21 protein-coding genes are annotated in these 22,273 nt (G+C 48.4%); 4 read left to right on the forward strand and 17 right to left on the reverse strand.

Annotated elements, in window-relative coordinates:
• Nucleotides 1-3 precede the first annotated feature (3 nt).
• The 3 genes from mog to CSR04_RS25365 form a co-directional block, all read right to left on the reverse strand.
• Nucleotides 4-540: a molybdopterin adenylyltransferase gene (mog, locus tag CSR04_RS06310; RefSeq protein ID WP_102795395.1), complete on the reverse strand. Its 537-nt coding sequence runs from the start codon at nucleotides 538-540 to the stop codon at nucleotides 4-6.
• A gap of 73 nt (nucleotides 541-613) precedes the next feature.
• Complete coding sequence (locus tag CSR04_RS25360) at nucleotides 614-901, reverse strand: serine hydrolase domain-containing protein (protein WP_146027111.1); 288 nt, start codon at nucleotides 899-901, stop codon at nucleotides 614-616.
• A gap of 5 nt (nucleotides 902-906) precedes the next feature.
• Nucleotides 907-1,278 (reverse strand): serine hydrolase domain-containing protein, encoded by a 372-nt coding sequence (locus tag CSR04_RS25365; RefSeq protein WP_102795397.1) that lies wholly within the window; start codon nucleotides 1,276-1,278, stop codon nucleotides 907-909.
• On the opposite strand from CSR04_RS25365, the gene CSR04_RS06325 reads away from it, so the two are divergent.
• Nucleotides 1,277-3,601: an FdhF/YdeP family oxidoreductase gene (locus CSR04_RS06325; RefSeq protein ID WP_102795398.1), complete on the forward strand. Its 2,325-nt coding sequence runs from the start codon at nucleotides 1,277-1,279 to the stop codon at nucleotides 3,599-3,601. The two genes, CSR04_RS25365 and CSR04_RS06325, sit on opposite strands and share 2 nt — an antisense overlap.
• A 45-nt stretch (nucleotides 3,602-3,646) precedes the next feature.
• On the opposite strand, the gene fdhD is transcribed toward CSR04_RS06325, so the two are convergent.
• Both fdhD and CSR04_RS06335 read right to left on the reverse strand, forming a co-directional pair.
• Nucleotides 3,647-4,459: a formate dehydrogenase accessory sulfurtransferase FdhD gene (gene fdhD / locus CSR04_RS06330; protein ID WP_102795399.1), complete on the reverse strand. Its 813-nt coding sequence runs from the start codon at nucleotides 4,457-4,459 to the stop codon at nucleotides 3,647-3,649.
• Nucleotides 4,460-4,545: 86 nt separating this feature from the next.
• The gene (locus tag CSR04_RS06335; RefSeq protein WP_102795400.1) at nucleotides 4,546-5,286 is read right to left on the reverse strand and encodes a trypsin-like peptidase domain-containing protein; all 741 of its coding nucleotides are present in this window, start codon (nucleotides 5,284-5,286) and stop codon (nucleotides 4,546-4,548) included.
• A gap of 139 nt (nucleotides 5,287-5,425) precedes the next feature.
• Here CSR04_RS06335 and CSR04_RS06340 point away from each other — a divergent pair, with 139 nt between their 5' ends.
• Nucleotides 5,426-6,610, forward strand: a complete 1,185-nt coding sequence (locus tag CSR04_RS06340) for a helix-turn-helix domain-containing protein (protein WP_172449250.1) — start codon at nucleotides 5,426-5,428, stop codon at nucleotides 6,608-6,610.
• A 35-nt stretch (nucleotides 6,611-6,645) separates the two neighbouring features.
• Here CSR04_RS06340 and CSR04_RS06345 read toward each other — a convergent pair whose 3' ends face one another.
• Nucleotides 6,646-8,859 carry a xanthine dehydrogenase family protein molybdopterin-binding subunit gene (locus tag CSR04_RS06345; RefSeq protein WP_172449251.1) on the reverse strand — a complete coding sequence of 738 codons (2,214 nt, stop codon included), beginning with the start codon at nucleotides 8,857-8,859 and terminating at the stop codon, nucleotides 6,646-6,648.
• Nucleotides 8,860-9,860: 1,001 nt separating this feature from the next.
• Between CSR04_RS06345 and CSR04_RS06350 the strand changes: the two genes are divergently transcribed.
• Together CSR04_RS06350 and CSR04_RS06355 are read left to right on the forward strand one after the other, a co-directional pair.
• Nucleotides 9,861-10,106, forward strand: a complete 246-nt coding sequence (locus tag CSR04_RS06350; protein ID WP_102795511.1) for a type II toxin-antitoxin system Phd/YefM family antitoxin — start codon at nucleotides 9,861-9,863, stop codon at nucleotides 10,104-10,106.
• A gap of 2 nt (nucleotides 10,107-10,108) precedes the next feature.
• Nucleotides 10,109-10,441, forward strand: a complete 333-nt coding sequence (locus tag CSR04_RS06355) for a type II toxin-antitoxin system RelE/ParE family toxin (RefSeq protein ID WP_102795403.1) — start codon at nucleotides 10,109-10,111, stop codon at nucleotides 10,439-10,441.
• A gap of 23 nt (nucleotides 10,442-10,464) precedes the next feature.
• Here the strand turns inward: CSR04_RS06355 and CSR04_RS06360 are convergent, their stop codons facing one another.
• The 11 genes from CSR04_RS06360 to CSR04_RS06410 form a co-directional block, all read right to left on the reverse strand.
• Complete coding sequence (locus CSR04_RS06360) at nucleotides 10,465-11,079, reverse strand: hypothetical protein (protein WP_102795404.1); 615 nt, start codon at nucleotides 11,077-11,079, stop codon at nucleotides 10,465-10,467.
• A gap of 102 nt (nucleotides 11,080-11,181) precedes the next feature.
• Complete coding sequence (locus tag CSR04_RS06365) at nucleotides 11,182-11,469, reverse strand: type II toxin-antitoxin system RelE/ParE family toxin (RefSeq protein ID WP_102795405.1); 288 nt, start codon at nucleotides 11,467-11,469, stop codon at nucleotides 11,182-11,184.
• Nucleotides 11,462-11,752 carry a type II toxin-antitoxin system RelB/DinJ family antitoxin gene (locus CSR04_RS06370; protein WP_102795406.1) on the reverse strand — a complete coding sequence of 97 codons (291 nt, stop codon included), beginning with the start codon at nucleotides 11,750-11,752 and terminating at the stop codon, nucleotides 11,462-11,464. The genes CSR04_RS06365 and CSR04_RS06370 overlap by 8 nt, the downstream gene beginning before the upstream one ends.
• A gap of 97 nt (nucleotides 11,753-11,849) precedes the next feature.
• On the reverse strand, nucleotides 11,850-12,158 hold the full coding sequence (locus tag CSR04_RS06375; protein ID WP_102795407.1) for a hypothetical protein: 309 nt from the start codon (nucleotides 12,156-12,158) through the stop codon (nucleotides 11,850-11,852).
• 48 nt (nucleotides 12,159-12,206) lie between these two features.
• Entirely contained in the window at nucleotides 12,207-12,995 is a 789-nt protein-coding gene (locus CSR04_RS06380) for a M48 family metallopeptidase (RefSeq protein ID WP_245921402.1), read from the reverse strand.
• Nucleotides 12,992-16,321 carry a type I restriction endonuclease subunit R gene (locus tag CSR04_RS06385; protein WP_102795409.1) on the reverse strand — a complete coding sequence of 1,110 codons (3,330 nt, stop codon included), beginning with the start codon at nucleotides 16,319-16,321 and terminating at the stop codon, nucleotides 12,992-12,994. The genes CSR04_RS06380 and CSR04_RS06385 overlap by 4 nt, the downstream gene beginning before the upstream one ends.
• Nucleotides 16,322-16,443: 122 nt before the next feature.
• The gene (locus CSR04_RS06390) at nucleotides 16,444-17,331 is read right to left on the reverse strand and encodes a GIY-YIG nuclease family protein (protein WP_216362513.1); all 888 of its coding nucleotides are present in this window, start codon (nucleotides 17,329-17,331) and stop codon (nucleotides 16,444-16,446) included.
• A gap of 121 nt (nucleotides 17,332-17,452) precedes the next feature.
• Complete coding sequence (locus tag CSR04_RS06395; RefSeq protein WP_172449252.1) at nucleotides 17,453-18,112, reverse strand: HNH endonuclease family protein; 660 nt, start codon at nucleotides 18,110-18,112, stop codon at nucleotides 17,453-17,455.
• Nucleotides 18,096-19,481: an AAA family ATPase gene (locus CSR04_RS06400; RefSeq protein ID WP_102795410.1), complete on the reverse strand. Its 1,386-nt coding sequence runs from the start codon at nucleotides 19,479-19,481 to the stop codon at nucleotides 18,096-18,098. Before CSR04_RS06400 ends, CSR04_RS06395 begins: the two co-directional genes overlap by 17 nt.
• On the reverse strand, nucleotides 19,471-20,649 hold the full coding sequence (locus CSR04_RS06405; protein ID WP_102795411.1) for a restriction endonuclease subunit S: 1,179 nt from the start codon (nucleotides 20,647-20,649) through the stop codon (nucleotides 19,471-19,473). Before CSR04_RS06405 ends, CSR04_RS06400 begins: the two co-directional genes overlap by 11 nt.
• Nucleotides 20,649-22,262, reverse strand: a complete 1,614-nt coding sequence (locus CSR04_RS06410) for a type I restriction-modification system subunit M (protein ID WP_102795412.1) — start codon at nucleotides 22,260-22,262, stop codon at nucleotides 20,649-20,651. Before CSR04_RS06410 ends, CSR04_RS06405 begins: the two co-directional genes overlap by 1 nt.
• Between the last annotated feature and the right edge of the window lie 11 nt (nucleotides 22,263-22,273).

Consider the following 22,273-nt stretch of genomic DNA (forward strand, 5'->3'; position numbering starts at 1 on the left):
AGGTTATTTAGCCTTGGGCCGAAACGCTTTGATAACCGATTCATTGCACTGCAAGTCAGGACCCTCCATCAAATCAAGACAATAGGGCACGGCCGGGAACACGGCGTCCAGGCATTGGCGGATCGCCTTTGGCTTACCGGGCAGGTTGATAATTAATGATTGCCCCCGCAAGCCGGCAGTCTGGCGCGACAAGATAGCCGTCGGCACATATTTCAGGCTTTCCATTCGCATCAGTTCGCCAAAGCCGGGCATCATACGATCGCATACCGCTTCGGTTGCTTCCGGAGTGACATCCCGCTTAGCAGGCCCGGTACCGCCTGTCGTCACCACCAGGGCGCAGCCGTCTGTATCTACCAAGGCTTTCAGCGCCTGTTCAATCAGGGGCTGTTCATCTTCTACCAGACGATACACCGGCTCCCATGTGCTGGTTAAGTAGTCGTTCAGCGTGTCGATAATGGCGGGACCGGACAAGTCTTCGTACTGGCCACGGCTGGCGCGATCGCTGACGGTCAGAATGCCGATTTTGGCAGGTTGTGACATAGAGCCTCCTAGAATACATGGGCCGCTAAGCTTACCCATGACGACACGACCTGCCAATAGTCAGCTTGTTATCTTATTTGGCGGACAGCACCATGGATGTGATCTTATTAGCCAGATGACCACTGGGAAAATCCTCTTCATTGGACAACACCACCACCACATAATCGATGGATTCACTGCGCAATATATAGGTGCTAAAGCCTTCAATACCGCCGCCATGCTGGTGGAATTGATCGCCATTGACGTTGTAGCTGATGTTCCAGCCAAGGGCATAACCGGCTAAAGCCGGAGTGTACATTTGTTCGGCCGATTGGTCTGAGATTAGCCATCGCTGGCGTAGGGCATTATGCCAGATAAACAAATCTTCTACGGTGGAGGCAGTGCACCAGCGGCATAAGGAACACTCATATTCAGCATTGGTGCTGGCTTGCCATCACCATACCCTAGCGCAAATTGCTGATTCGGCGCATCATAACCATAGCCACTGTTGTACATACCCAGAGGCCTGAAAATTTCCTGATCAATAAAGTCGGCATAAGACATACCAGACACCTGCTCGATAACAAAACCTGCAAGTACATAATTTGAGTTGGAGTATTGGTACTGTGTACCAGGTTGTGCATTTTTCGGCGGCTTCCTGGCCCAAGGGGGCCAATACTCGACATGGATTGTTGTGAATATGGCAGCCGCGACGTAAGCTAACCGAGTGTTTGCCGTTCCCGGTCTGGAATCTGCCATGAGTAACAGTAAAAATATCAAGCCCTACTCGGGCCCGGCGGCGGGCTGGGGTGCACTGAAGAGTGTGACTAAGGCTTGGATCAGCAGTGAAAAACCACTGAAAAATCTGCGTGCTATGCTCAGAACCAATCAGGACCAAGGTTTTGACTGCCCGGGCTGTGCCTGGGGAGAGTCGCCAGATCAGCACAAAATTAAGTTTTGTGAAAACGGCGCCAAGGCGGTCAACTGGGAGTCAAGCGGGCGTTTGGTCACGCCAAGCTTTTTCAGTCAATACAGCGTCACGCAATTGCGCAAGCACAGCGACTATTGGCTGGAATATCAGGGCCGTATTACCCACCCGATGCGCTATGACGCCCTGACCGATCACTATGTAGAAACCAGCTGGGATGAAGCGTTTGCCTTGATTGCCCGACATCTGAATGGCCTGGAGTCGCCCAATCAGGCCGAGTTTTATACTTCGGGCCGCGCCAGCAATGAAGCGGCCTATTTGTATCAGCTGTTTGTGCGTGCCTTTGGCACCAACAATTTCCCGGATTGCTCCAATATGTGCCACGAAGCCAGTGCCCAGGGCATGGTCAGCACCATAGGGGTGGGGAAGGGCACGGTGGTGTTTGAGGATTTTGCCAAGGCCGATGCCATTTTTGTAATTGGCCAAAACCCCGGCACGAACCACCCGCGCATGCTCGAACCACTGCGCGAAGCGGTAGCACGTGGCGCTCAGGTAGTGTGTTTTAATCCACTGAAAGAACGCGGGTTGCAGCGTTTTCAGCATCCACAGCATCCTTTTGAGATGCTTAGCAATGGTTCGCAGCCCACCAATACCGCGTATTTTTGCCCGGCACTAGGCGGTGATATGGCGGCCCTGCGCGGTATGGCCAAATTTTTACTGCAGTGGGAACGCGAAGCCCAGACGCAGGGCCTGGCACCGGTATTTGACCATGACTTTATCCAGGCCCATACCCAGGGACTGGACGCTTACTTAGCCGAAGTGGACAACACATCCTGGCAGCAGATTGTTGAGCAGTCGGGGCTTGCTAAGGCTGATATTGAGCTGGCGGCCAGCATGTATCGACGGGCCGATAAGGTGATTATGTGCTGGGCCATGGGCATTACCCAGCACAAGCATTCCGTTGCCACCGTGCAGGAAATCGTTAATTTGCAATTACTGCGAGGCAATGTTGGCAAACCTGGGGCGGGATTGTCACCCGTGCGCGGGCACAGCAATGTGCAGGGCGATCGCACTATGGGGATTAATGAAGTACCGCCAGCCTGGTTTCTGGATGCCATTGAACAGCGTTTTGCCTTTCAGGTACCACGTAGCCGGGGCCATAATACCGTGCAAGCCATACAGGCCATGGAAGGCAAACAGGCCAAAGTCTTTATTGGCCTTGGCGGTAATTTTGCCCAGGCAACTCCCGATACGCCGCGTACCCATGCAGCATTGCAAAACTGCGAGTTAACCGTACATATCAGCACTAAGCTCAATCGGTCACACTTAACTTTGGGCAAAGACGCGTTGATTTTGCCTTGTTTGGGCCGCAGTGAAGAAGATGTGCAGGTCAAAGGCAAGCAAGGCATTACTGTGGAAGACACCTTTTCCATGGTGCATTTGTCCTATGGGCAGTTGCCGCCTTGTTCAGATGCCCTGCGCTCTGAGCCTGCCATAGTGGCGGGCATTGCAAAAGCCACGCTAGGCAATCAGCCGGTGGACTGGGATGATCTGATTGCCGATTATGGTCGTATCCGCGAACTGATTGCCGATACCATTCCCGGCTTTACCGACTTTAATGTCAGGTTGCAACAGCCCGGCGGCTTTTATCTGGGCAATGCTGCGGCACAGCGACGCTGGCGCACTGCCAGTGGTAAGGCACAATTTGCCTGCGGCCCATTACCCACACAACTGCTAAATGAAAAGATCCTGGCCAGCGGCGAAAAGCCTGATCTGATCCTGCAAACCCTGCGTTCGCATGACCAGTACAACACCACCTTATATGGCCTGGATGATCGCTATCGCGGCGTTTTTGGGCTGCGCGAAGTGCTGTTTGTCAACAAGCTGGATATTCAGCGCCTGGGTTTTGCCGCCGGTGATAAGGTCGACATTATTTCATTATGGGAAGATGGCCTGGAGCGGCGCATCAGCGGCTTTGAACTGGTGGAATATGACACGCCTGGCGGACAGGCCGCCGCCTATTATCCCGAAACTAATCCCCTGGTACCGCTGGAAAGCTATGGCGATGGCTCTTATACGCCTACCTCAAAATTTATTGCAATCAAACTGGAAAAGGCCAAAGCGGATAAGCAAATCGCCGCAGCCATATTATAAGGTAGAGCAGGGCGGTGACAGCTCTCACCTTTCGCCCATCCCACTTTATTTGTCATTTGCTGGACTATACAGCCTGGGCGCACTTTGCCGTGGCAGATGCAGCAGATTCAGGTTGTAACGCCTCGCCCAATCTACGCTTAAGGCCGTAGGGGCTGCTAAGGTAACCAGGGTGCCAACCTTAGCACGCACGGCCTTCTGCACCAGCTCCAGGCTGCCGCGACTGGTGAGCACCACCATGCCGGTATGCGGATTAAGCTGTTTGCTCAGTAGTGCGCCAATTAATTTATCCAGGGCGTTGTGCCGACCAATATCTTCACGGCACAGCTGAATATGTCCATCGCTATCTAAATAGAGTGCTGCATGCATAGCGCCGCTGCTACGGGCTTGTTGCTGCACTGCGGTGATTTTGCTGCGCAGGGCCAGAAACAGTTCCGGAGCCGGTAAAGGTGCCGGTGTCAGTGGATTTAAGGCTGGCAAAGCTTGCTCAAGGGCTGCCACGCCGCAGATACCACAGCTGCTGGTGCCAGCCAGTTGCCTGCGGCTTTGCTTAAGAGTCCACAGCGCTTTATTGCTTAAGGTAACATCTGCCAGGCAGGCCCCATCCGATTCGCTAACAACCATGTCGTGAATCTGTGTGGCGACATCAATAATGCCATTACTCAGGCTAAAACCCAGTACAAAATCCTCTACATCGCCGGGTGATACCATCATCACCGCATGGCTGATGCCGTTATAGCTAATGGCCAGGGCGGTTTCTGCAGCGAGGGGAAACTGCCCGGTATTTTGATTGTCGCTAACCTCCTGGTATTGATAGCACTCAGGCTGTTGCGAGGTATTGGTATGATCCTGCGCTGACATATCTCACTCAAAATTCTGGCGGTTAAGCCATAAGCTGGAAAAAGATTAACATGTCACAGCTTGGCATATCTCGGCGTATTCTCATATTACTCCTTAGTCTTTGCTGTTAGCCTGTCCAGAACCTCAACGAGGTAGTCGGTAGATGCAGGAGCGAAGTCGAATCCGTCGGCGGATTTTGATTTCATCACATTTGACACAATGCCCACTAATTGCATGTATTCGTCAACAACCGGACTGCCACTTAACCCTCTTAGTTTAGTTGGCTCCATGTTGGCCATTTTTACGCGTAAGTTATTGTTTTCCTTGTTAAGAAATTCGCCAGTGTAGGTGTTTTGCAAGCAACTGGCTTGATTTAAATAAGTGCAGCCGACCGCGGTCAGCATTTCCCCCGCAGCAATTGGCGTACGGCGAAGTAACAAGGGCGTTAAGAACGTTGGCTGCTGAGGCATTTCGAAAACCAACCAGTCTTTTTCCAACACTGCCATATCCAGCTTTTCGCTGGGGTCTTCATTGAGTAGTTTGCCCAGTATAATGGGGGCATGGTCAGCGTTGTTGGCACTGATTTGCCATTGAGCAATATGATCTTTTATTGACACACTTTGCATGTCGGGGACATTTGCTTCCAGCAATACATGTTTAACTGTTAGTGCGTAGACTTTATCTCGGTATTGAAGCAAGAACGCGTTGCCGATAAATGCATGGTTGGATTTAGCATTGTGGAAGGTTAATTGGTTGACTCCTGACAGTTGCTGAGCATAGGCAAGCACCGGGATAAAGAGTAATAGGGTAAACAACCCCAATGTGACGGAAGGCTGATAATATTTCACTGTATCTCCATGCGTAGCTGTTTTGGTTTAACACAACCTACCGATTGGTGGCCCACATTGTGTTAACTTAACCTGAGATTTACAGCAACTTAGAAACGATTACTTACACTGTCACCAGACGTGCATGATGGATTTCGCAATGAATCACACCTTATTGGGGCTCATTTATTTTATGGCCTTTAGTCACAGCTTGATGTTGGCCATTTCCCTGTGGCATAGGTCCGCTAAACAGAGCTCTGGTCGTTGGCTGGCATTATTAACCTTAATTGTCAGTTATAAGTTGTTCGAAGGCGGCGCACTTTATACCGGGTTGTATCCGTTTCTGGCCCATAGCATGGATTTATTGCCAGGCGAAATACTGGTGATTGGGCCGCTGTTATATATCTATAGCATCGTAGTGGTGGGTAAAAGACCGGCCAGGAGCGCGCTGTTAAGTTGTCATTTTATTCCCGCCTTGGCCATCTGGCTGTTTAATTCACCCGCGGTATTTCGTGGTACTGATGCGAAAATTGCGATGTGGGAAACGGTAGCGACATCTTCCGGAGGAGCACCCCTGCCAATATACCTGGTGATATTATTGTTGGGCATGAAAGTACATCTGAGTGTGTATTTATACTTGAGCTGGCGTGAAATACGTTTATTCGAACACGCTTCAGCTAATCTGCGTTCTGACAATAGTCAGCAGGTTTTAGCCAATATCAAAAGCCTGATTGCGGCCTTTTTTGTGTTAGAAATGCTATGGGCAGGGCTGTTTATCGGGCAGCAGTACTTTGGCCTGGATAGTTTGACCAAAGTCGGTGAAATCTGGTTATTGTTAGTCGCTGCATTGATGTTAGGCATTGGCTATATCGGGCTGCAAAGACCAGATCTTATTTTCACCAAGGAAGAATACACACTGGCCCAATCACGGGCTGACAGTAATACGCAGGACAAGACAGACAATATTAAGTATTTTCACTCAGCACTGCCGATGGAAACGGCTGAACTTTTAGCTAAGGAGCTGGAACATCATATACAGGCTAAACAACTATATCTGGACGAAAAATTGAGCCTGACAGACCTGGCCAAGGCGACTGGCATTAAAGCCCATACGCTGTCGCAGGTGATTAATCTGACCATGAAAACCAGCTTTTATAAGCTGATTAATACCTACAGAATTCAGCACGCGATAGAATTAATCGACAATCCTGCCATGAACTGGACCCTGGAGCGAATCGCATACGAGTCTGGTTTCACTAATAGGGTGACGTTCAGTAAAGCCTTTAAAGAAGTTATGCAATGTACGCCGTCTGCGTACAAGAAAGAAAAAGTCAGAGTCTCATAACGTAAGTACTATTACCGCTGGCGCACAAGTTGCGGTTAGTTAAAAACAGTGGCGCTTAGTGGCAGCTGTCTGACACGAATTCCGGTTAGGTTAAATACAGCGTTCAATACTGCCGGTGCCGTATCTGGTACGGCGGCTTCTCCCACTCGGTTTGGTGGTCGATGGCTGTTAACCAGTTGAATATCAATCACCGGTGTTTCGGCCAGGCGCAGCACTGGATAGTCATGGAAATTAGACTGCACTACCGCGCCATTTTGCACCGAAATCGCCGGGTTCAGCACAGCAGATAAAGCCCAGATGATAGAGCCTTCTATTTGTGCGTGTACCAGCTGCGGGTTTACAACCTTGCCACAATCAAACAGGCAAACCACTTTGTCGACTTTGATCCCTTTATTGCTTTGGCTGACAAAAGCCATTTGACAGACGTAGGTGCCATAGAAGTAGCTTAAAGACAGCCCTTTACCTTGATTGGGCTGCATTGTCCGATTCCATTCCTGATTGTCAGAAGCCAGATTAAGCATTGCTAAGAGACCCGCTTGCACCTCGTTTCTTTTTCTTACCGCCTCAGGCTTGAGTTTTTCACCCTGAAAGTGAGCTGCCTGCTGAGATAGCCACTGCCGCCTGATGGCAATAGGATCGACGCCTAACTTGTCCGCCACCTCATCGATAAAACACTCTCGCGCCAGGCCTTGTGGATGCGCATCTACACTGCGCCAAGAGCCGGGCAGAAGCACCAGACTGTCACTTTCTGCATGCCGACAACGCCGATGGATGGTAGCGCCTGCGTAGTAATCCAACATATTGTTACGCGCCAACCAGCCGTAGTTATTGCCACTCCTGGTCAGACAATCCCAGGCAACCGGGTTGTTTTTTGCATCTAAAACCAACCTGTGTTGATCAAAACGGGCCAGGTGATAACGTCCATGGCGCATGCAGTCTTCACGACGCCATGTGACCTTCACCGGTTTTCTTATTTGAATTGCCAGATAGGCCGCTTCGGCAATGAAATCAAAGAAATAGCGCCGACCAAAACCACCACCTGAGCGCATAGAATGAATTTTTATGTTACTAACAGCGACTCCTGTCACTTCTGCCACATAGTAAAGAGCCAGGGTAGGGGACTGACTTCCGGCCCACAGTGACAGTGTTTTACCGTCATACTTTGCCACGGCACTTAACGGCTCAATATGGGCGTTTTCCTGGTAAGGATTAAAATATTGGCTTTCAAAAAGCGACGTCGGCGTAGCCTTCGCTATTTCCTTGTCGACATCACCGGATGACACCACGTCGCGAATGCGCTCTTGCGGTATTGATAGCAAAGCGTCTTTTATTGACTGATCGTCCTGTCCTGTATAACGACTTTCACCCCATGCTGTTTTAAGTAAACGACGACCTTGCAAAGCGTGCCAGGTAGAAACGGCTATCACCGCCACGCCGCTTTTGGTGCCGCGGTATTTTTCCTGCCACTGGTTACTCTCGTCGGTTTTGTATGGAAATGCCGGCAACACAATGGTTTCCAGCACGCCGTTAAGTTCCCGGCATAGTTGGTCGTCTACAGATACCAGCCTGGCATCTGTTGTCGGGCTGCGCTCTATACTGGCGTGCACCATGCCTTCTAAAGCAACATCAATGGCATATTCTTGCTGGCCAGTCACAATATCCTGATTTTCCAGGATAGAAACGGGGGCACCAATGAGCGTGAGATCTTTGTCGGATTTAAATGCGGCATTGGTTGGCAGCGGCCGACCAATAACACCTCGAAACAACGCACTAAAAGCAATGGCTTGCGAAGTAGCAAGCCGATGGACTTTGCCCTGGGAGACAAAACAGTCTTCAGGTGAACAGCGCCATATATCGCATGCACATTCGATAAAAACGTGCCGCACATTGGCTGCAGCCTGACGAAGCGGAAGATACGCAGCCAGCATACCGTTACTACCTGCAGAGGATTCTAATGAGTGCTCAATGGGCATCTCAGTGTTTAGAGGAGGGCGTTCAATAATCAAACGTTGCCAATCTGCCCCTAATTCATCGCAAGCAACCATGGCCAGCCCGGTCGAAATTCCCTGTCCCATTTCAGGTTTAGTGTCCCGATAAGTAATGGAACCATCCATGTTTAAGCGAAAATACGCGTCAAACTGATGATCAGCACCTGTCTCCTGGCTACAGGTTGGCAGAGTAACTGCAAATAGCAGCCCACCTCCTGACACCAGGCTTAGCTTAACAAACTGTCGTCTGCTTATTTCCATAGGGCCTCTTTGATGCTTGCTGAACCGAACCTTCCTAAAGGCAACGTGATTGATCATTTAATCAATGATGCAAAGCTCCACGGAGGTTTACATATTCAAAGGTTCTTAATGTAGCTGAGCAACGCGCGGTATAAGTCAGTACTCTTCGCGCGGATATCTTAAGCGTGACATGTCACACTTGATGTGTGTTCAATCATTCAAGACAAAGTTGCTGGAAAGACGTTGAGTGTAATAACGAACTCAACTGTTACATGGTGAGTGACGTAAGCCTTTCTACGGATTAATGGCCAATCCCAATTAACGACTAAACTGGTCACTACCATGCCGTTTGTGGTGCGCGGGATAACGCACTCTAAAACCAGGACTGTTGTTTTAGAAGCGGCCAGGCATCTACACCATAGGTTAGATTTTTTAATCCACTCAATACAGTACCTGCTGTGATGTGACGCAGCTCCAACTCTGCAGCACAAGGTTTTCTGGGTTATCTAAGCTCACTGACCATGCATCTGACTGATGACAATATAGATCTTGTTCGAACGCTCGTTGCAAACAATACAACCAAACCAATCACCAAATGGTGGCCTGAATGCCCTTTACTCCCACAACATTGTTGTTCTCATAATGTATATTATGTTAAATGGTATTCATTGTTTAATATGCCCTTAGCTGAACGCTGGTATTTACTTAGTTTTATCCCCTGCTTTTGATTTCTGGTTCAAACCTTTTCGATGTGGCGGATTTTGGCGATGGCTTGTTGGAGTTTTTGTGGAGCTTTTACTTGGTGCCGCTACGTAAAATCTGCGTGAGTTTGGTAGTGTCTGCCTTGCAGATTTCACCACGGCGCACTTTGTTTGCTCTGCAGCCTATTTCAAATAATTGGCTAGGTTTTTGTTAGTTTTTATAATGAATAAGGTTTGGGATTGGGAATTCATCTTTTAACTGAATTGACCAAATCGTTCGATTTGACTAGTCTTGAGGCCAACACTAAAGCGGAGTTATTCATGCAATCTTTAACCGCCAATGAAGCCAAAACCAAGTTCGGCACTATGCTGATCAACGTTCAAAACGAACCTGTTGAGATTCTGAAAAACGGTACGCCCGTAGCCGTTGTTATGTCACTACGCGAATATCAAAGCCTGGAAGCGCTTAAAATGGAACTGGTTAAAGCACGGTTTACTAATACAGATGATAGTGATCTCGTCGATGGTAAGTCGTTTTTCCAAGAGCTTGATGCTGATACCCTTTAATAGTGGCCAACGTACCAGTACCCTTCTATTTCAAAAGTTATGCCCGTGCTGATTTGGTAAGTATTCGCCAATACACTATAAAGCAATGGGGTCAGGCACAGTGGCTCACCTACAAAGAGGCTTTATTCAATACCTTTCAAACTCTAGCGAATAGTCCAGACATTGGCATCACGCTAAATGAGATTTCGCCAGATGCCTATCGTTTTCCACTGAAAAACCACGTTATCTACTATGTCAGGAAGCCGGACAAGATCATTATTGTCGGTGTTTTGTCTTCGGACATGGCTCCCGAAAAGCATCTAAGACGTGAAAAAGCCATTTCAGACGAACTCTGAAGCCAGGAAAAGTAGCTCAGGAACTAGCTTTTCAGTTCACGCATAAAGTCTTCGCAGGCCTGGTCTCGGTGTTTATCGGTGCGCTGTTTTGCTGCTTTACAGGCCAGCCAGCCATGGCCAAAGGCATGCTCTAACTGGCTGTATAAATAGCGCTGGCTGCTGGGCCTGAGTTTAAGTTTTGCTTGTAGTAATTGGCCCTGGTCCTGAGTGTTTAAGCCACTTGGCAATTCAGCTACCGCTTGTTTAGCGCTATCTAGGTTTTCTTCGGGGTCCAACAAATATTCCAGCACCAGGTCGTAGTTATCCCCATCCAGCCCCGCCTTGGCGGCCAAGGCTCTAAGCCGGTCCAGGGTTTCGGTCTTAATGGTTAAACTGGTGAGATTGCTTAAATGGCGCTGCTTATACTTACGCCACTTGGCATTTAAGCGTTTATAGCAATCCGCCACTATGCTGTGCTTAAGCAACTTCATGGCCTCGCTGGCACTTAGCTGAGTAAAATCCGGCAATACCCTATCCGGCTTAATCAAATCCACCGGCTTAATGGCTTTTTCAATTAGCCCGCTTTGCACAAATTGTTGCCAGAGTGCTTGGTTGGCATCCTGGGTGGATGGGTTTGACGTGTTGTATTTTGAACTCAATTGCGTGACCTGTCACAAACAAAATGTATGCAGCCCACTCTATTCGAGTTGTTGATTGGTTGCAATATCACTACTGTGACATGTCACGCTCTTGCTGCCACACTATTCGTCCAAAGGTGGCCACTGACGCGCGGCATGGAGGATACGGAGAATCCGGATCAACTCGGGTGTGCATTGATAAACTACAATATAATTTGCCAGGGCAACTAATTCCCGGGTATTTGCAACTCGGCCAGTTCTGCCCATTTGTGGAAATGAGGGTAACTTCTCTACTTTTCCAACAATATCGTTAATAAGGCTTTGCGCTGCGTCGGGATTATCCTCAGAAATGTACTCGACAATTGCACTCAAATCAGCGTGGGCTAATTTGGACCATGCAATTTTAGGCACGGCGTTTCCTGTTAACTAGCGCTTGTAAGTCGTTAACAACCTGATTATGTGGCACATCCGCCTGATTGCTGGATAGCGCTTCCTGAACTTTGGCTCTAAACCACGCATCATGTGCATCAGGATCAACGGTCAGGCCAGCCGGTAATCCCCCTTCTTTGCTTACCCGAGTGAGCAATATGCGCACAGCATCTGACAAGGTAAGACCCACATTGGCCAATTTTTCTGTTGCATCTGCTTTCAACTGGCTATCGATACGAACGTGCAGCATTGATGTTTGCGCCATTTCCACCTCAGGCTTATCCTCGTTCACTTAAGTATGTATATCAAAAGCGATACGGTCAACTGGTAAGCTGCTGCCGTTTGAAAGCGATAGAAAAACGTTAGTGACAGCTGGACTTGTACTCGTCATACGCCACAGTCATCGCCTTATCGACTACCACTTTTCGAATCTGTTCTGTTTCGGCAAGGAATTGCCAGACAATGATGGTTTCGCCCTGTTCAGTCACTTTTAGATGCGAATCGGCACCAACCAGTAAATCACAGCCAGGTATGGCTTTGCTGCTCTCCAGCAAGGCAACTTCTTTACCTATCAGCTCTTCAGCGTGGTAGGTGTTGCTGGAATCCTGATACCAGTAGCCGAGTATGAATCCGAGGATGAGGAAAACAGAGCCAATGAGCCATTTATTCATAGTTATTCCTTATAAAAAACCACCCTACTCTACTTATATGCTGTCTGGCTAAAAGGCATCCGGCAGAAGGGCAAATGCCATCGAATCCAGCCGTTCTTTGGTCTTTTCCCACTTTGGCATTACCTGGTTCATTAGCCTATAAAACCGCTCGCTATGGTTATGTTCGGCAATGTGACAAAGCTCATGCAAAATCACATAGTCGATACAGTCGCGGTGAGCTTTGACCAAGTGAGGGTTGAGGGTGATGCAACCGTTAGGTGAACAGCTACCCCATTGGGTTTGCATGGTCAGTATGCGCAGCGGTGGTCGTTCTTCTACCCAAAGGGCTTGCTCCAGCATGGCATCCAGGCGTTTGGCAAAAATTTCTTTAGCGCGAGCTTTGTACCAATCCGTCAGCAGTGCTTTCACTTTATCGGCTGACTTCGTTCTTACAGACACTTCCAGTTTGCCACGTAGCAATTTTACGCCTTGAATCTGCTCAGGTGCCTCAATCACTTTCAGCAGATACTGTTTCCCTAGATAGTAATGGCTCTCGCCGCTGATGTACTGACGTGGGAAGGTAAACTCAAGCTGTTTGCGAAAATCCCTTAACTGTTCGTATATCCACCGGCCACGCTTTTTAACCGCCCATAGAATCGCTTCGCTGTCAGCGTCTTCGGGAGCGGATGCGATTACCCGGCAATCGGGATACACCTTGATCAATACTTTGCTAGTGGCTTGCGGGCGCTTGACTCGCTTAAACGTAATCTGCTCGTCACCGTAGCGAAAGCTCATGGTCTCGCTCGCTTTGGTGGATCTAGGTTTAATCGGCACATTCATTTGGTTAAACCCACTCAAGCACCGTTTAATCCAACCCGGGTGATCTGAACAATCATCTCAACTATCTTCTTGGCCTGATCCATACCGCCACCAATGGCTTTGCACTCCTGGAATATTCTGGGAAGTAGCTTTTTACGAATATCGGCTTCGATGTTCTGTGGGTTGATGGAGTTTTCCGCGACAGAGGTTTCTACCGCCAGGTCAATTTCAAAAGCAACTTTGACCCACTTGTCCTGAACCTGGCTGTCGGGTACAGCCAAAGCTTCAGGCAACATTTTCTTGAAAACACCAAAATAGGCCTGGGCATGACGATTACCTGCAAATGCATCTGGTATGTCATGCAATCGTCTGTCCTGTACTTGCTGTTCAAATTCACGGAACAGCATGTACTGTTTCAGTGGGTGGTCGAATAGTTTTTCGGCATCGATAATGGCCTGGCGCAGCAGCTTGGAAAATGCTTCCTGAGCATAAGGGTCATCCCGCAGCTCTTGCTCGATCATGCGGGTAACGCGGGTTTTAATAATGTCGGTTTCGTTGCGGGTTTTATCTTCGCTCCAGTCTTGCGGCTGTTGCTTCTGGCCCATCTTGCCCACTTCATACACGCCACCGGGCTCTTTCACCTCTACCCCTACCACATGCTTATCCAGCAGCTTTTTTACTTGTTCGGCGTATTCGTCGTAATCAATCTTCTCGCCCGCATCTTGCTGCACCAGTTGGCGCAGACTGGAAAATTGCTTCACTGTTTCTTTGTAGTGGCGGCGATCCTGATCGCTAAAACTCTTATCTTCAAAGAAGGTGGCTGATTGCAGTGCAACTTTCAGGCAGCTGGCGAAGGCCGTCAGGGCTTCATAAAAGTCCTCTCGTACTTTCAGGTGCACGTCAACCAGCTCGCCGCGCTCTCCAGGCACTAAAGGCTTTTGCTCTTCAATCTTCGGTACCAGCACCTGACGCAACTGCTCTATGTCGTTCTTGTTTTTCACCCCATCGAATATGGCCCATAGCTGCTTATAAAGCTGTGGCAGGCGCTTGTACTCGGTGCTCATCTGGTTGTAGAGGCCAGCAATATCATTAATGTCATAACCGCCCTGAGTGCGGGAGGCCAGATCCTGGTATTTCTGAATGGTGGTATCCAGTTCCGCCAGAATGCCGCGATAGTCGATAAGTAAGCCAAATTTTTTCTTTGGGTGCAGACGGTTTACCCGTGCAATCGCCTGGATCAGGTTGTGCTCTTTCAAGGGTTTGTCGATATACAGCACAGCGTTTTTCGGCTCATCAAAGCCGGTGAGCAGCTTATCAACCACGATGAGTATCTTCAGTGAGTCATCTTTGTCAAAGCGTTCAATAATCTGTTTGGTGTAAGCCTGTTCATCCTGGCTGCCAATATTGTCTTTCCACCACTGGGTCACTTCGGGTGTGGTAGCCTCATCGACAGCAGTGTTACCTTCACGGCTATCGGGCGGGCTCATCACCACCGCAGATTCAAACAAGCCTGCTTCATCCAAGTACTTTTTGAACTTAATGGCAGAGGCTTTGCTGTCGCAGGCTAACTGGCCTTTTAAGCCCTCGTCGATGTTCTTTACAAAGTGGTTGGCTATATCCAGGGCAATCAAACGAATGCGATCATCCGCACCGTAAACCTGGCCTTTCTTGGCAAACTTGCGCTTTAGGTCTGTCTTTTGCTCGTCTGAAAGCCCCTCGGTAATACGCTCAAACCAACTATCAATGGCGCGTTCATTCACATCCAGATCGGGAATACGCTCTTCGTACAGCAGCGGCGTCACTGTCTGGTCTTCCACCGCGCGCTGCATGGTATAAGCGTGCACAATGGGGCCAAACTTATTGGTGGTCTTGTCGTCTTTCAACAGTGGTGTGCCGGTGAAGGCGACAAAGGCGGCATTGGGCAGCGCCTGCTTCATGCGGATATGGTTTTCACCGCCTTGGCTGCGGTGGCCTTCGTCGATCAGCACAATAATGTCAGCGCTGTGGTTTACACATTCAGGCAATTTGGTGGCGGAATTAAACTTCTGGATAAGCGAGAAAATAATCCGCTCAGTACCTTTGCCAATTTGTTCGGCCAATCGTTTGCCAGAGGTGGCCATGGCGGTCTCAACGTCTTTCTTGCCGGCCAGTTCGCCACCAGAGGCGAAGGTTTTACTGAGCTGGGTTTCCAGGTCTACCCGGTCAGTTACCACCACAATACGGCATTGCTTCAGGCTTTCGTGCAGGATCAGCGCCTTACTTAAAAACACCATAGTGAATGACTTGCCCGACCCAGTGGTGTGCCAGATTACACCGCCTTCACGGCCGCCGGTGCTACTTCGGGTATTGATGCGTTCAATCAGGCGCTTAATACCAAACACCTGCTGATAGCGGGCGACGATCTTGCCTGCTTTTTTATCGAATAAGGTGAAGTAACGGGTTATCTCCAGCAACCGGGCAGGGCTTAACAGGCTGATCAGCAATCTATCCTGACCGGTCACTGCCAGCTCGCCGGAAGCTAACAAGCTTTGATACCAATCCAGATCTTTAGCTGGTCGGTGGCTGAACAGGCTGGTTAGTTGTGCATTGTTCAGCGTTTGGTTTTTAATGGCGTGCATCTCAGCGTCGGAAATATCCTCTTCCCGCCAGGCGGCCCAGAACTTAGCGGGCGTGCCACAGGTACCATAACGGCCTTCGTTACCGTTTATAGATAGCAACATCTGGCTATAGGCGAACAGCATTGGGATTTCATCATGGCGCTGGTTACGCAGGCTTTGTGAAATGCCTTCGTCAATGGTGGGGCCGCCCCCTTTTCCGGTTCGAGCCTTGCCATCCGGGCGCTTGGCCTCAATTACCACCAGAGGAATACCGTTTACAAAGCAGACAATATCGGGCCTGCGCTTGTCTTGAAATGAAGAGCCGACTCCGCCCGAGCGGGTAACAGTAAACTCTTCGGTAAACACAAAGCTGTTATTGGCCGGGTTCTGCCAATCAATCAGCGCAACGGTCGGGCTGGCCTTTTTACCATCGACAAACTCAGTGACGGAGATGCCATACAGCAAGTGGTTGTACAGGCGCTCATTGGCCGTTAACAAGCCTTCGTTAAGCGCCGGGCTGCATACCTCGTCAATCAAGTTGTCGATAGCCTTTTCAGACAGCGGGTAACTGTTACCAGCAAAGGTAAAAGTGCGCTTTTGAAGCTCACTGCGTAGCACCTGGCGTAACACCACTTCATCAGCTTTACCACCACGGGCGGCTAATGCAAGTTCAGGAGAGAGGAACGACCACCCAAGGTTGGTCAATAACGTCAGCGCAGGTAACTTGGCACTGTATTCTTCCTGAAATTTGGGTGTGTATTGTGTCATACGCTGTCCTTACTTACTCGATGTCTGCCGACGCCACCATTAAATGCATAACTGACTGTCAAAGGAACTTTACCAATTTTATTTCCGGTATTTTGCTGCTTCTGGTTGTCAGCCATAGTTAGCTACTCCCCAACGCTTAGCTGCTTACTGGCAGACTCCAGTGCCCGGCCCTGATAATCATGCAAGGTCACGCCCTGCTCTGTTTTCCAGTCCAGCCAACCGTTTGATGTACCCAACAGCAAAAACATCGACGCCCCGCTGGGGGTTTGAAACAAGTGATCGCGTTGAAATACAAAACGTTCTCCCTGCTCTGTAATCACGCCTTTGGCCAGCAGTTGGTCGCGTTTATCAAAGAAGCGCTGCTCGGTTTTGCGCTTGGTGGTCATCGGCGCTGAAGAGCCTTTTAGTACCACCATACCCTCATTGGTATAAATACCTTTGGCCTCAACCCCGGTGCGGCTGCAAATAAATAACGGTTCGGCGCTTGCCTCAGTCGGCCCGGTAAGGGGTTCAAATAACGGATAGCCAAGGGTGGCCAATAATAAACTGCCAATGTCATGCAGCTCATCACAATCGGCTTTTAGCGGCACAGGCGTATGCGGTTTTTGACCGCCATTGCCATTTAACAGGTTATAACGCTGGCAGCTTTTGGCTTTTTCAATAGACAGCGATTCTAAATACAATACATGGGTTTGGGTCAGGTTGTTGGTGAGTGACACCAACACCAGGGCACGCTCCCAATCTTTATTTTCATCTTTATGGTGCTGCATCAGGCGGCTACCTACCGCGCCCGACTGGCCAATATACAATTCGTCTTTATTGTCACCAGAAAGCAAAAAATACAGCCCCACCTGTTTGGCTTCGGGCATAGTGACAAACTCGGCAATATCACTACGAGGCACTTCAATCAGGCGGATAATCGAGGTTGTTTGTTCGGCAATACGAATACCGGCAGGATCGCCGCCAGGCAGAAATATCTGAATCGTACGGGGGCGCTTTTGTATTGTCATACCAGTTCCTTCGCCTTTGCTGTAGCGGAATATTTACTGGTAAATTTTTGCTGAGCCTTAGGTGTGTATTGTGTCATTCGTTATCTCTCTTCAATCCCTGGCACCCGAGGTGCAGATATTTTTAAGCCGCTATCCAATTGCGAAGTATGTTGGCAACGACAGGTGCGAAAGCCTCTAACTTACCGTCTTTAGGCGTCATAAGATCATCTATAACGGCGAGCAGTAACTCTTCGTCTTCGAGACCATCGGCAGGGTCAATTCCATTACTCCACATCAAACTGTGTGAAAGTTGCTTGCGTTTCTCAATGAGAGATTTGTTATTTACTTCATTTTCGCCAAGGTTCAGCACTCGGATTGTTTCGCGTGCTCTATCTGTTAAGCCTTCAACGCGACCACTGATTTTAAATTTCAATTCGGTTTCACATTCTTCCATCAGAGGGGTTAATGTAAAAACTTGTCTTGCATGTGCGTTATCACATTGGTTCTTCGTCTTACAGCTAGCAACAATATTGGTATGTTCTAAGCTTCGTCTTGATGCTACAGCTCGAGCTTCTACATGTTCGTTGACTGTATCGGCACTCTCGCCAGTAATACAATCACAGCAATAAGCACACAAAAAAAATTGCTCCGCTGCATTGTGGCGACTTAAATCTGACACTACTTGCCATTGTTTTTGCTCGTACAGCGCTTGAAACCATTGGTTTTCGTCCTTATTTTTTGGCTTTCGTCTAACCCAATCTGCAAAGCTTTCTGGTGGCTCGCCTTTAGTTATTTTGCGCATATTTTAGCTCCTGCTTACGCAATAACATTTTTGCTTTGACGATTTCCAAGTGGTTCGACGGCAGTTCTTTTTCTAGCTTATTGAGTGCTTCTTTAGCTTGTGACACGGAACTTGAATCGTTGGTTTGTTGAATTAAATCCAGTAAATCATTTAGCTGCGAAGCAATTTTCGCGTTTCTAATGTGTGTATCCATCACATTAAGCAACACGCTGTTTGCATCCTCTCCATATTGCGATGGCACCCGACTTACCTCGCCGTCATCTAACGAATAAATCAGTACATTTTTATAATCACTAATCACTAAAGGTGAGTGAGTGGTTAAAACAAATTGGCAGTTAGGGAAGGTAGACGTTAATCGCTCAATAATGCTGCGCTGCCAAGTGGGGTGCAGGTGCATGTCAACTTCATCAATAAGCACAACACCATCGCCATGCAGCGGGTTTTCAAGCGCTGGGTTCATCATCGCTAAACGGCGGGCGACATCACCCACAAGCGCCATTAGAGATTTTTCGCCTTGTGAAAGTTGTAATACGTTCAGCGTTTGACCATTTTTATCAATCGACATATGTAAACGTGGCTTACGGCGAACGCGTAAATTGCTAAAGCCTGGCATAAAGTTGCTAATGGCCGTACGTACAGCAGTCAGCTGTCTGTCACGTGAAGACGCCATTAATGACTGCAACTTGTGCCAAACGTCGTTATTATCACCCAGCGTTTCTAAGAGCTTATCCATCACATCTTGTGGTAGCCCTGATTCATTTTCTGAGTCTTCTCGCTCACGGAACCACTCAAAGAAGCGCCTAAAATCTACCCCCTGATTTAATGAATTGTCGTAGCCATCTACTTGAAGAAAACTATGCCGTTCCTTAATTTTTAATGGCACATCTAAAACAACGCGTTCTACAGGGTAAAAGGCGATAAGTGGCAATCCAAGTTTCTCATTCTGAGTAAGGGTTGTTCTGTAAAGATCGGCTAAACGGCTGGCATCGCTTAAATTAGAATTAAATTTGGATTTTTTGCTCGTCTGGGTTTTTGCTAACGACCAATGATAAATCGCATTATCACTCTCCAAATCTGGATTACTTAGCTGTCCATGACCGTCAAGCACAGAGACATCAATCAATGCGGAAGCTTGACCATTTAAAATAACTCCCTCAGGAATCGGGCTGCCACTGCCTTTTTCACTACGCAGCCGCGCAACAAACCAACTTAAACTAGTGGCAAGGGCTTTTAATATTGAGGTTTTACCCGCGCCATTATTCCCAATAAAAACAGTAACGTTACTATTTAGCTCTGGTGTTGGCGCAAGCTCTGCTTCCAACTCACTGAAACGCCCCAGATTAGTCAGGCGAAATTGTTTAATTTCCATAAGTTGCGGCCTTAGTATTTTGTTCGGTTAATTGTACGCGGCGCTTGCCCGTTAACAACTGCTGCATCAGCGCTTTCTTTTCTTGCTTTAGTGCGTCTAGTTTTTGTTGTAGCTTACTGATAGTGTCGCTTGATGCATGAATAACGTCGGCAATCCGTTCCTGCTCATCGAAACACGGTACAGGAACTTTGGTAATCATAAACTCAGCAGGTTTAATATTCAGAAGTCCGTTGTTTCTGACTCCCGTATTTACCAAGGCACCAAGTTGAGGTTTAAGATAGTCAGCTTCAAAAAGGTACTTGAAATAGCGGTGGCTAAGCCCTTGATGAAGTTTGAAACACACGTACACGTGGGGTACCAACCCCGATTTATGACTATCAAGATCAAAAATGCAGCCAAACTCGTAGGTTTTTGAGTTTCCTTTGTTGTATGCAAATTCACCTTTTTTCAAAAGGATGTAGTTTTTTACACTCTCGCCAGCCATATATCTGCTGTAGCGTTCATCCTGCCTAACAAATCCAGATAAAGATGAAATAGTGAGAATAGGATGATCTTCACCATCGGATTTACGCTGGATTCTTTTGGAAATTTGACTAATGCTCTGGAATTTCCACTCCTCACTAAACCTAACCCCATTCTTATTCAGCAGGCGTTTTTTGCCAGTAAGAAGTTGTTGCATTAGGGCTTTTTTCTGCTGCTGACTGTTGGCGAGCAGTTGTTCGGTGGTGGTGATAGCTTTGTCCCAGGTGGAGAGGATTTCGGCGATTTTTTTTTGTTCTGAAAATGGTGGAAAAACACATTTCACACCATGTACGTTGTTTCTGTTTAAGGTTGGAACTGATGAAGCCTCATCAAACCTTTCAAGTCGCAGGAACCTCAGGAAATATTCGATGTACTTAATGTCATTACCTTTGAAATCCTTTACCCACAAGGTCGTATCATGAGGCCAAAAATCTTCATTGATTAGGTATACTGGTCCTACACTACCTTTCCGACCAGTTACAATTCCAGGCCCTCGAACTTTTGATTCGTTATGGAAGTATGCTAAACCAGAAGACGAATAGACAGGAATATTGCCATCAACTGCTTGTTTTGCAGTTAAATCGAAGCCTCTTTGTAGAAACAAGAAGTCTTGAACTTGTCCTTCATTCCAACCATTAGGCACCATTATTCTTCACCTCCGGCACCCGCCGCTCCTGCGCATCCCTGCGCTCGCGGCACTTGTGCTTCCTGCACATCGTATCCCAACTCCTCCAGATACTTAGCCATCTTGGTTTCCAGCTCAGTCAGTTGCGCTTTAAGCTGCTCACGCTCGGCACGCACCGCCATCAAGTCAATTTCTTCCTCTTCTTCAAAGGTATCGACGTAGCGCGGGATATTAAGGTTGTAGTCGTTTTCTTTGATCTCTTCGAGGCTGGCAAGGTAGGCGTATTTTTCCACCGTGTCGCCGGCCTTATAGGTGGCAACGATCCTGGCTATATTTTCGTTAGTCAGCAGGTTCTGGTTTTTACCGGCTTTAAAGTCACGGCTGGCATCAATAAACAGCACCTTATCGTCGTATTTATCCTGACGAAACAGTAAAATCGCGGCCGGGATGCCGGTGCCGTAAAACAGTTTTTCCGGCAGGCCAATTACGGCATCTAACAAGTTCTCATCGATCAGCTTTTGCCGAATTTTGCCTTCGCTGGAGCCACGGAACAGTACGCCGTGCGGCACTACCACGCCCATGCGGCCGGTTTTTGGTTTGAGGGTTTCAATCATATGCAGGATAAAGGCGTAGTCACCCTTGGTTTTGGGTGGTACGCCACGGCGAAAGCGGCTGAACTTGTCATGCTCGGCTTCGTCATGGCCCCATTTATCTAAGGAAAACGGCGGGTTGGCAGTCACGATATCAAACAGCATTAAATCGCCATTTTTATCCAGCAGCTTGGGGTTACGAATGGTGTCGCCCCATTCGATTTTGTGGTTGTCTTCACCGTGCAAAAACATATTCATTTTGGCCAGCGACCAGGTTGAGCCAATGGCTTCCTGACCGTACAGGGCATAATTTTTACTGTGGTGCCTGCTGCGTATTTTGCTGCCGCACTTCATTAATAATGACGCAGAGCCACAGGCCGGGTCGCAGATGCTCATGCCTGGCTGTGGATCTAACAGCTCGGCAATAAGATCTGACACCTCTGGCGGGGTATAAAATTCACCGGCTTTCTGGCCACCGCTGGCGGCAAAGTTTTTGATCAGGTATTCGTAGGCGTTACCGATGACATCCAGGGTGCCAACACGGCTCGGCTTAAGGTTAAGCTCGGGCTTGGCGAAGTCTTCCAGCAGATGGCGCAGAATAGTGTTTTTTTGCTTTTCTTCCCCCAGTTTGTCGGTGTTAAAGCTAATGTCCTGGAACACGCTTTTACCGGCGTCTTTGAGCTTGGTACCATTGGCTTCTTCAATGGCGTGCAGCGCCTGGTCGATGCGCTCGCCGTTACCGGGTTCGTGGCGGCGTTCAAACAGGGCATAGAAACCGGCCGCCTTAGGCAGTACAAAACGCTCGTTTTTCATTAGTTCTTCGAGCAGTTCGGGCTCATCACCATGTTCGGCCTGATAGGTTTCAAAATGGTCCTGCCATACATCGGAGATATATTTCAGGAACAACATGGTCAAAATAAAATCTTTATAGGTATCGGCGCTGATGGTGCCACGGAAGGTGTCACAGGCGGCCCACAGGGCTTTGTTAATGGCATCCTGACTGATGGTGTTCTTAGTGGCCTGCGTGGCTGACTCTGGATTCATTGACTCTCTCG

It is taken from the genome of Bowmanella denitrificans, assembly GCF_002887595.1.
GTDB lineage: Bacteria > Pseudomonadota > Gammaproteobacteria > Enterobacterales > Alteromonadaceae > Bowmanella > Bowmanella denitrificans.

Coding starts and splice junctions, on each gene's coding strand:
- mog (WP_102795395.1), bottom strand. CDS start 540: ATGTCACAACCTGCCAAAATCGGCATTCTGACCGTCAGCGATCGCGCC.
- CSR04_RS06325 (WP_102795398.1), top strand. CDS start 1,277: ATGAGTAACAGTAAAAATATCAAGCCCTACTCGGGCCCGGCGGCGGGC.
- CSR04_RS25365 (WP_102795397.1), bottom strand. CDS start 1,278: ATGGCAGATTCCAGACCGGGAACGGCAAACACTCGGTTAGCTTACGTC.
- fdhD (WP_102795399.1), bottom strand. CDS start 4,459: ATGTCAGCGCAGGATCATACCAATACCTCGCAACAGCCTGAGTGCTAT.
- CSR04_RS06340 (WP_172449250.1), top strand. CDS start 5,426: ATGAATCACACCTTATTGGGGCTCATTTATTTTATGGCCTTTAGTCAC.
- CSR04_RS06345 (WP_172449251.1), bottom strand. CDS start 8,859: ATGGAAATAAGCAGACGACAGTTTGTTAAGCTAAGCCTGGTGTCAGGA.
- CSR04_RS06350 (WP_102795511.1), top strand. CDS start 9,861: ATGCAATCTTTAACCGCCAATGAAGCCAAAACCAAGTTCGGCACTATG.
- CSR04_RS06370 (WP_102795406.1), bottom strand. CDS start 11,752: ATGGCGCAAACATCAATGCTGCACGTTCGTATCGATAGCCAGTTGAAA.
- CSR04_RS06375 (WP_102795407.1), bottom strand. CDS start 12,158: ATGAATAAATGGCTCATTGGCTCTGTTTTCCTCATCCTCGGATTCATA.
- CSR04_RS06385 (WP_102795409.1), bottom strand. CDS start 16,321: ATGACACAATACACACCCAAATTTCAGGAAGAATACAGTGCCAAGTTA.
- CSR04_RS06390 (WP_216362513.1), bottom strand. CDS start 17,331: ATGACAATACAAAAGCGCCCCCGTACGATTCAGATATTTCTGCCTGGC.
- CSR04_RS06395 (WP_172449252.1), bottom strand. CDS start 18,112: ATGCGCAAAATAACTAAAGGCGAGCCACCAGAAAGCTTTGCAGATTGG.
- CSR04_RS06400 (WP_102795410.1), bottom strand. CDS start 19,481: ATGGAAATTAAACAATTTCGCCTGACTAATCTGGGGCGTTTCAGTGAG.
- CSR04_RS06405 (WP_102795411.1), bottom strand. CDS start 20,649: ATGGTGCCTAATGGTTGGAATGAAGGACAAGTTCAAGACTTCTTGTTT.
- CSR04_RS06410 (WP_102795412.1), bottom strand. CDS start 22,262: ATGAATCCAGAGTCAGCCACGCAGGCCACTAAGAACACCATCAGTCAG.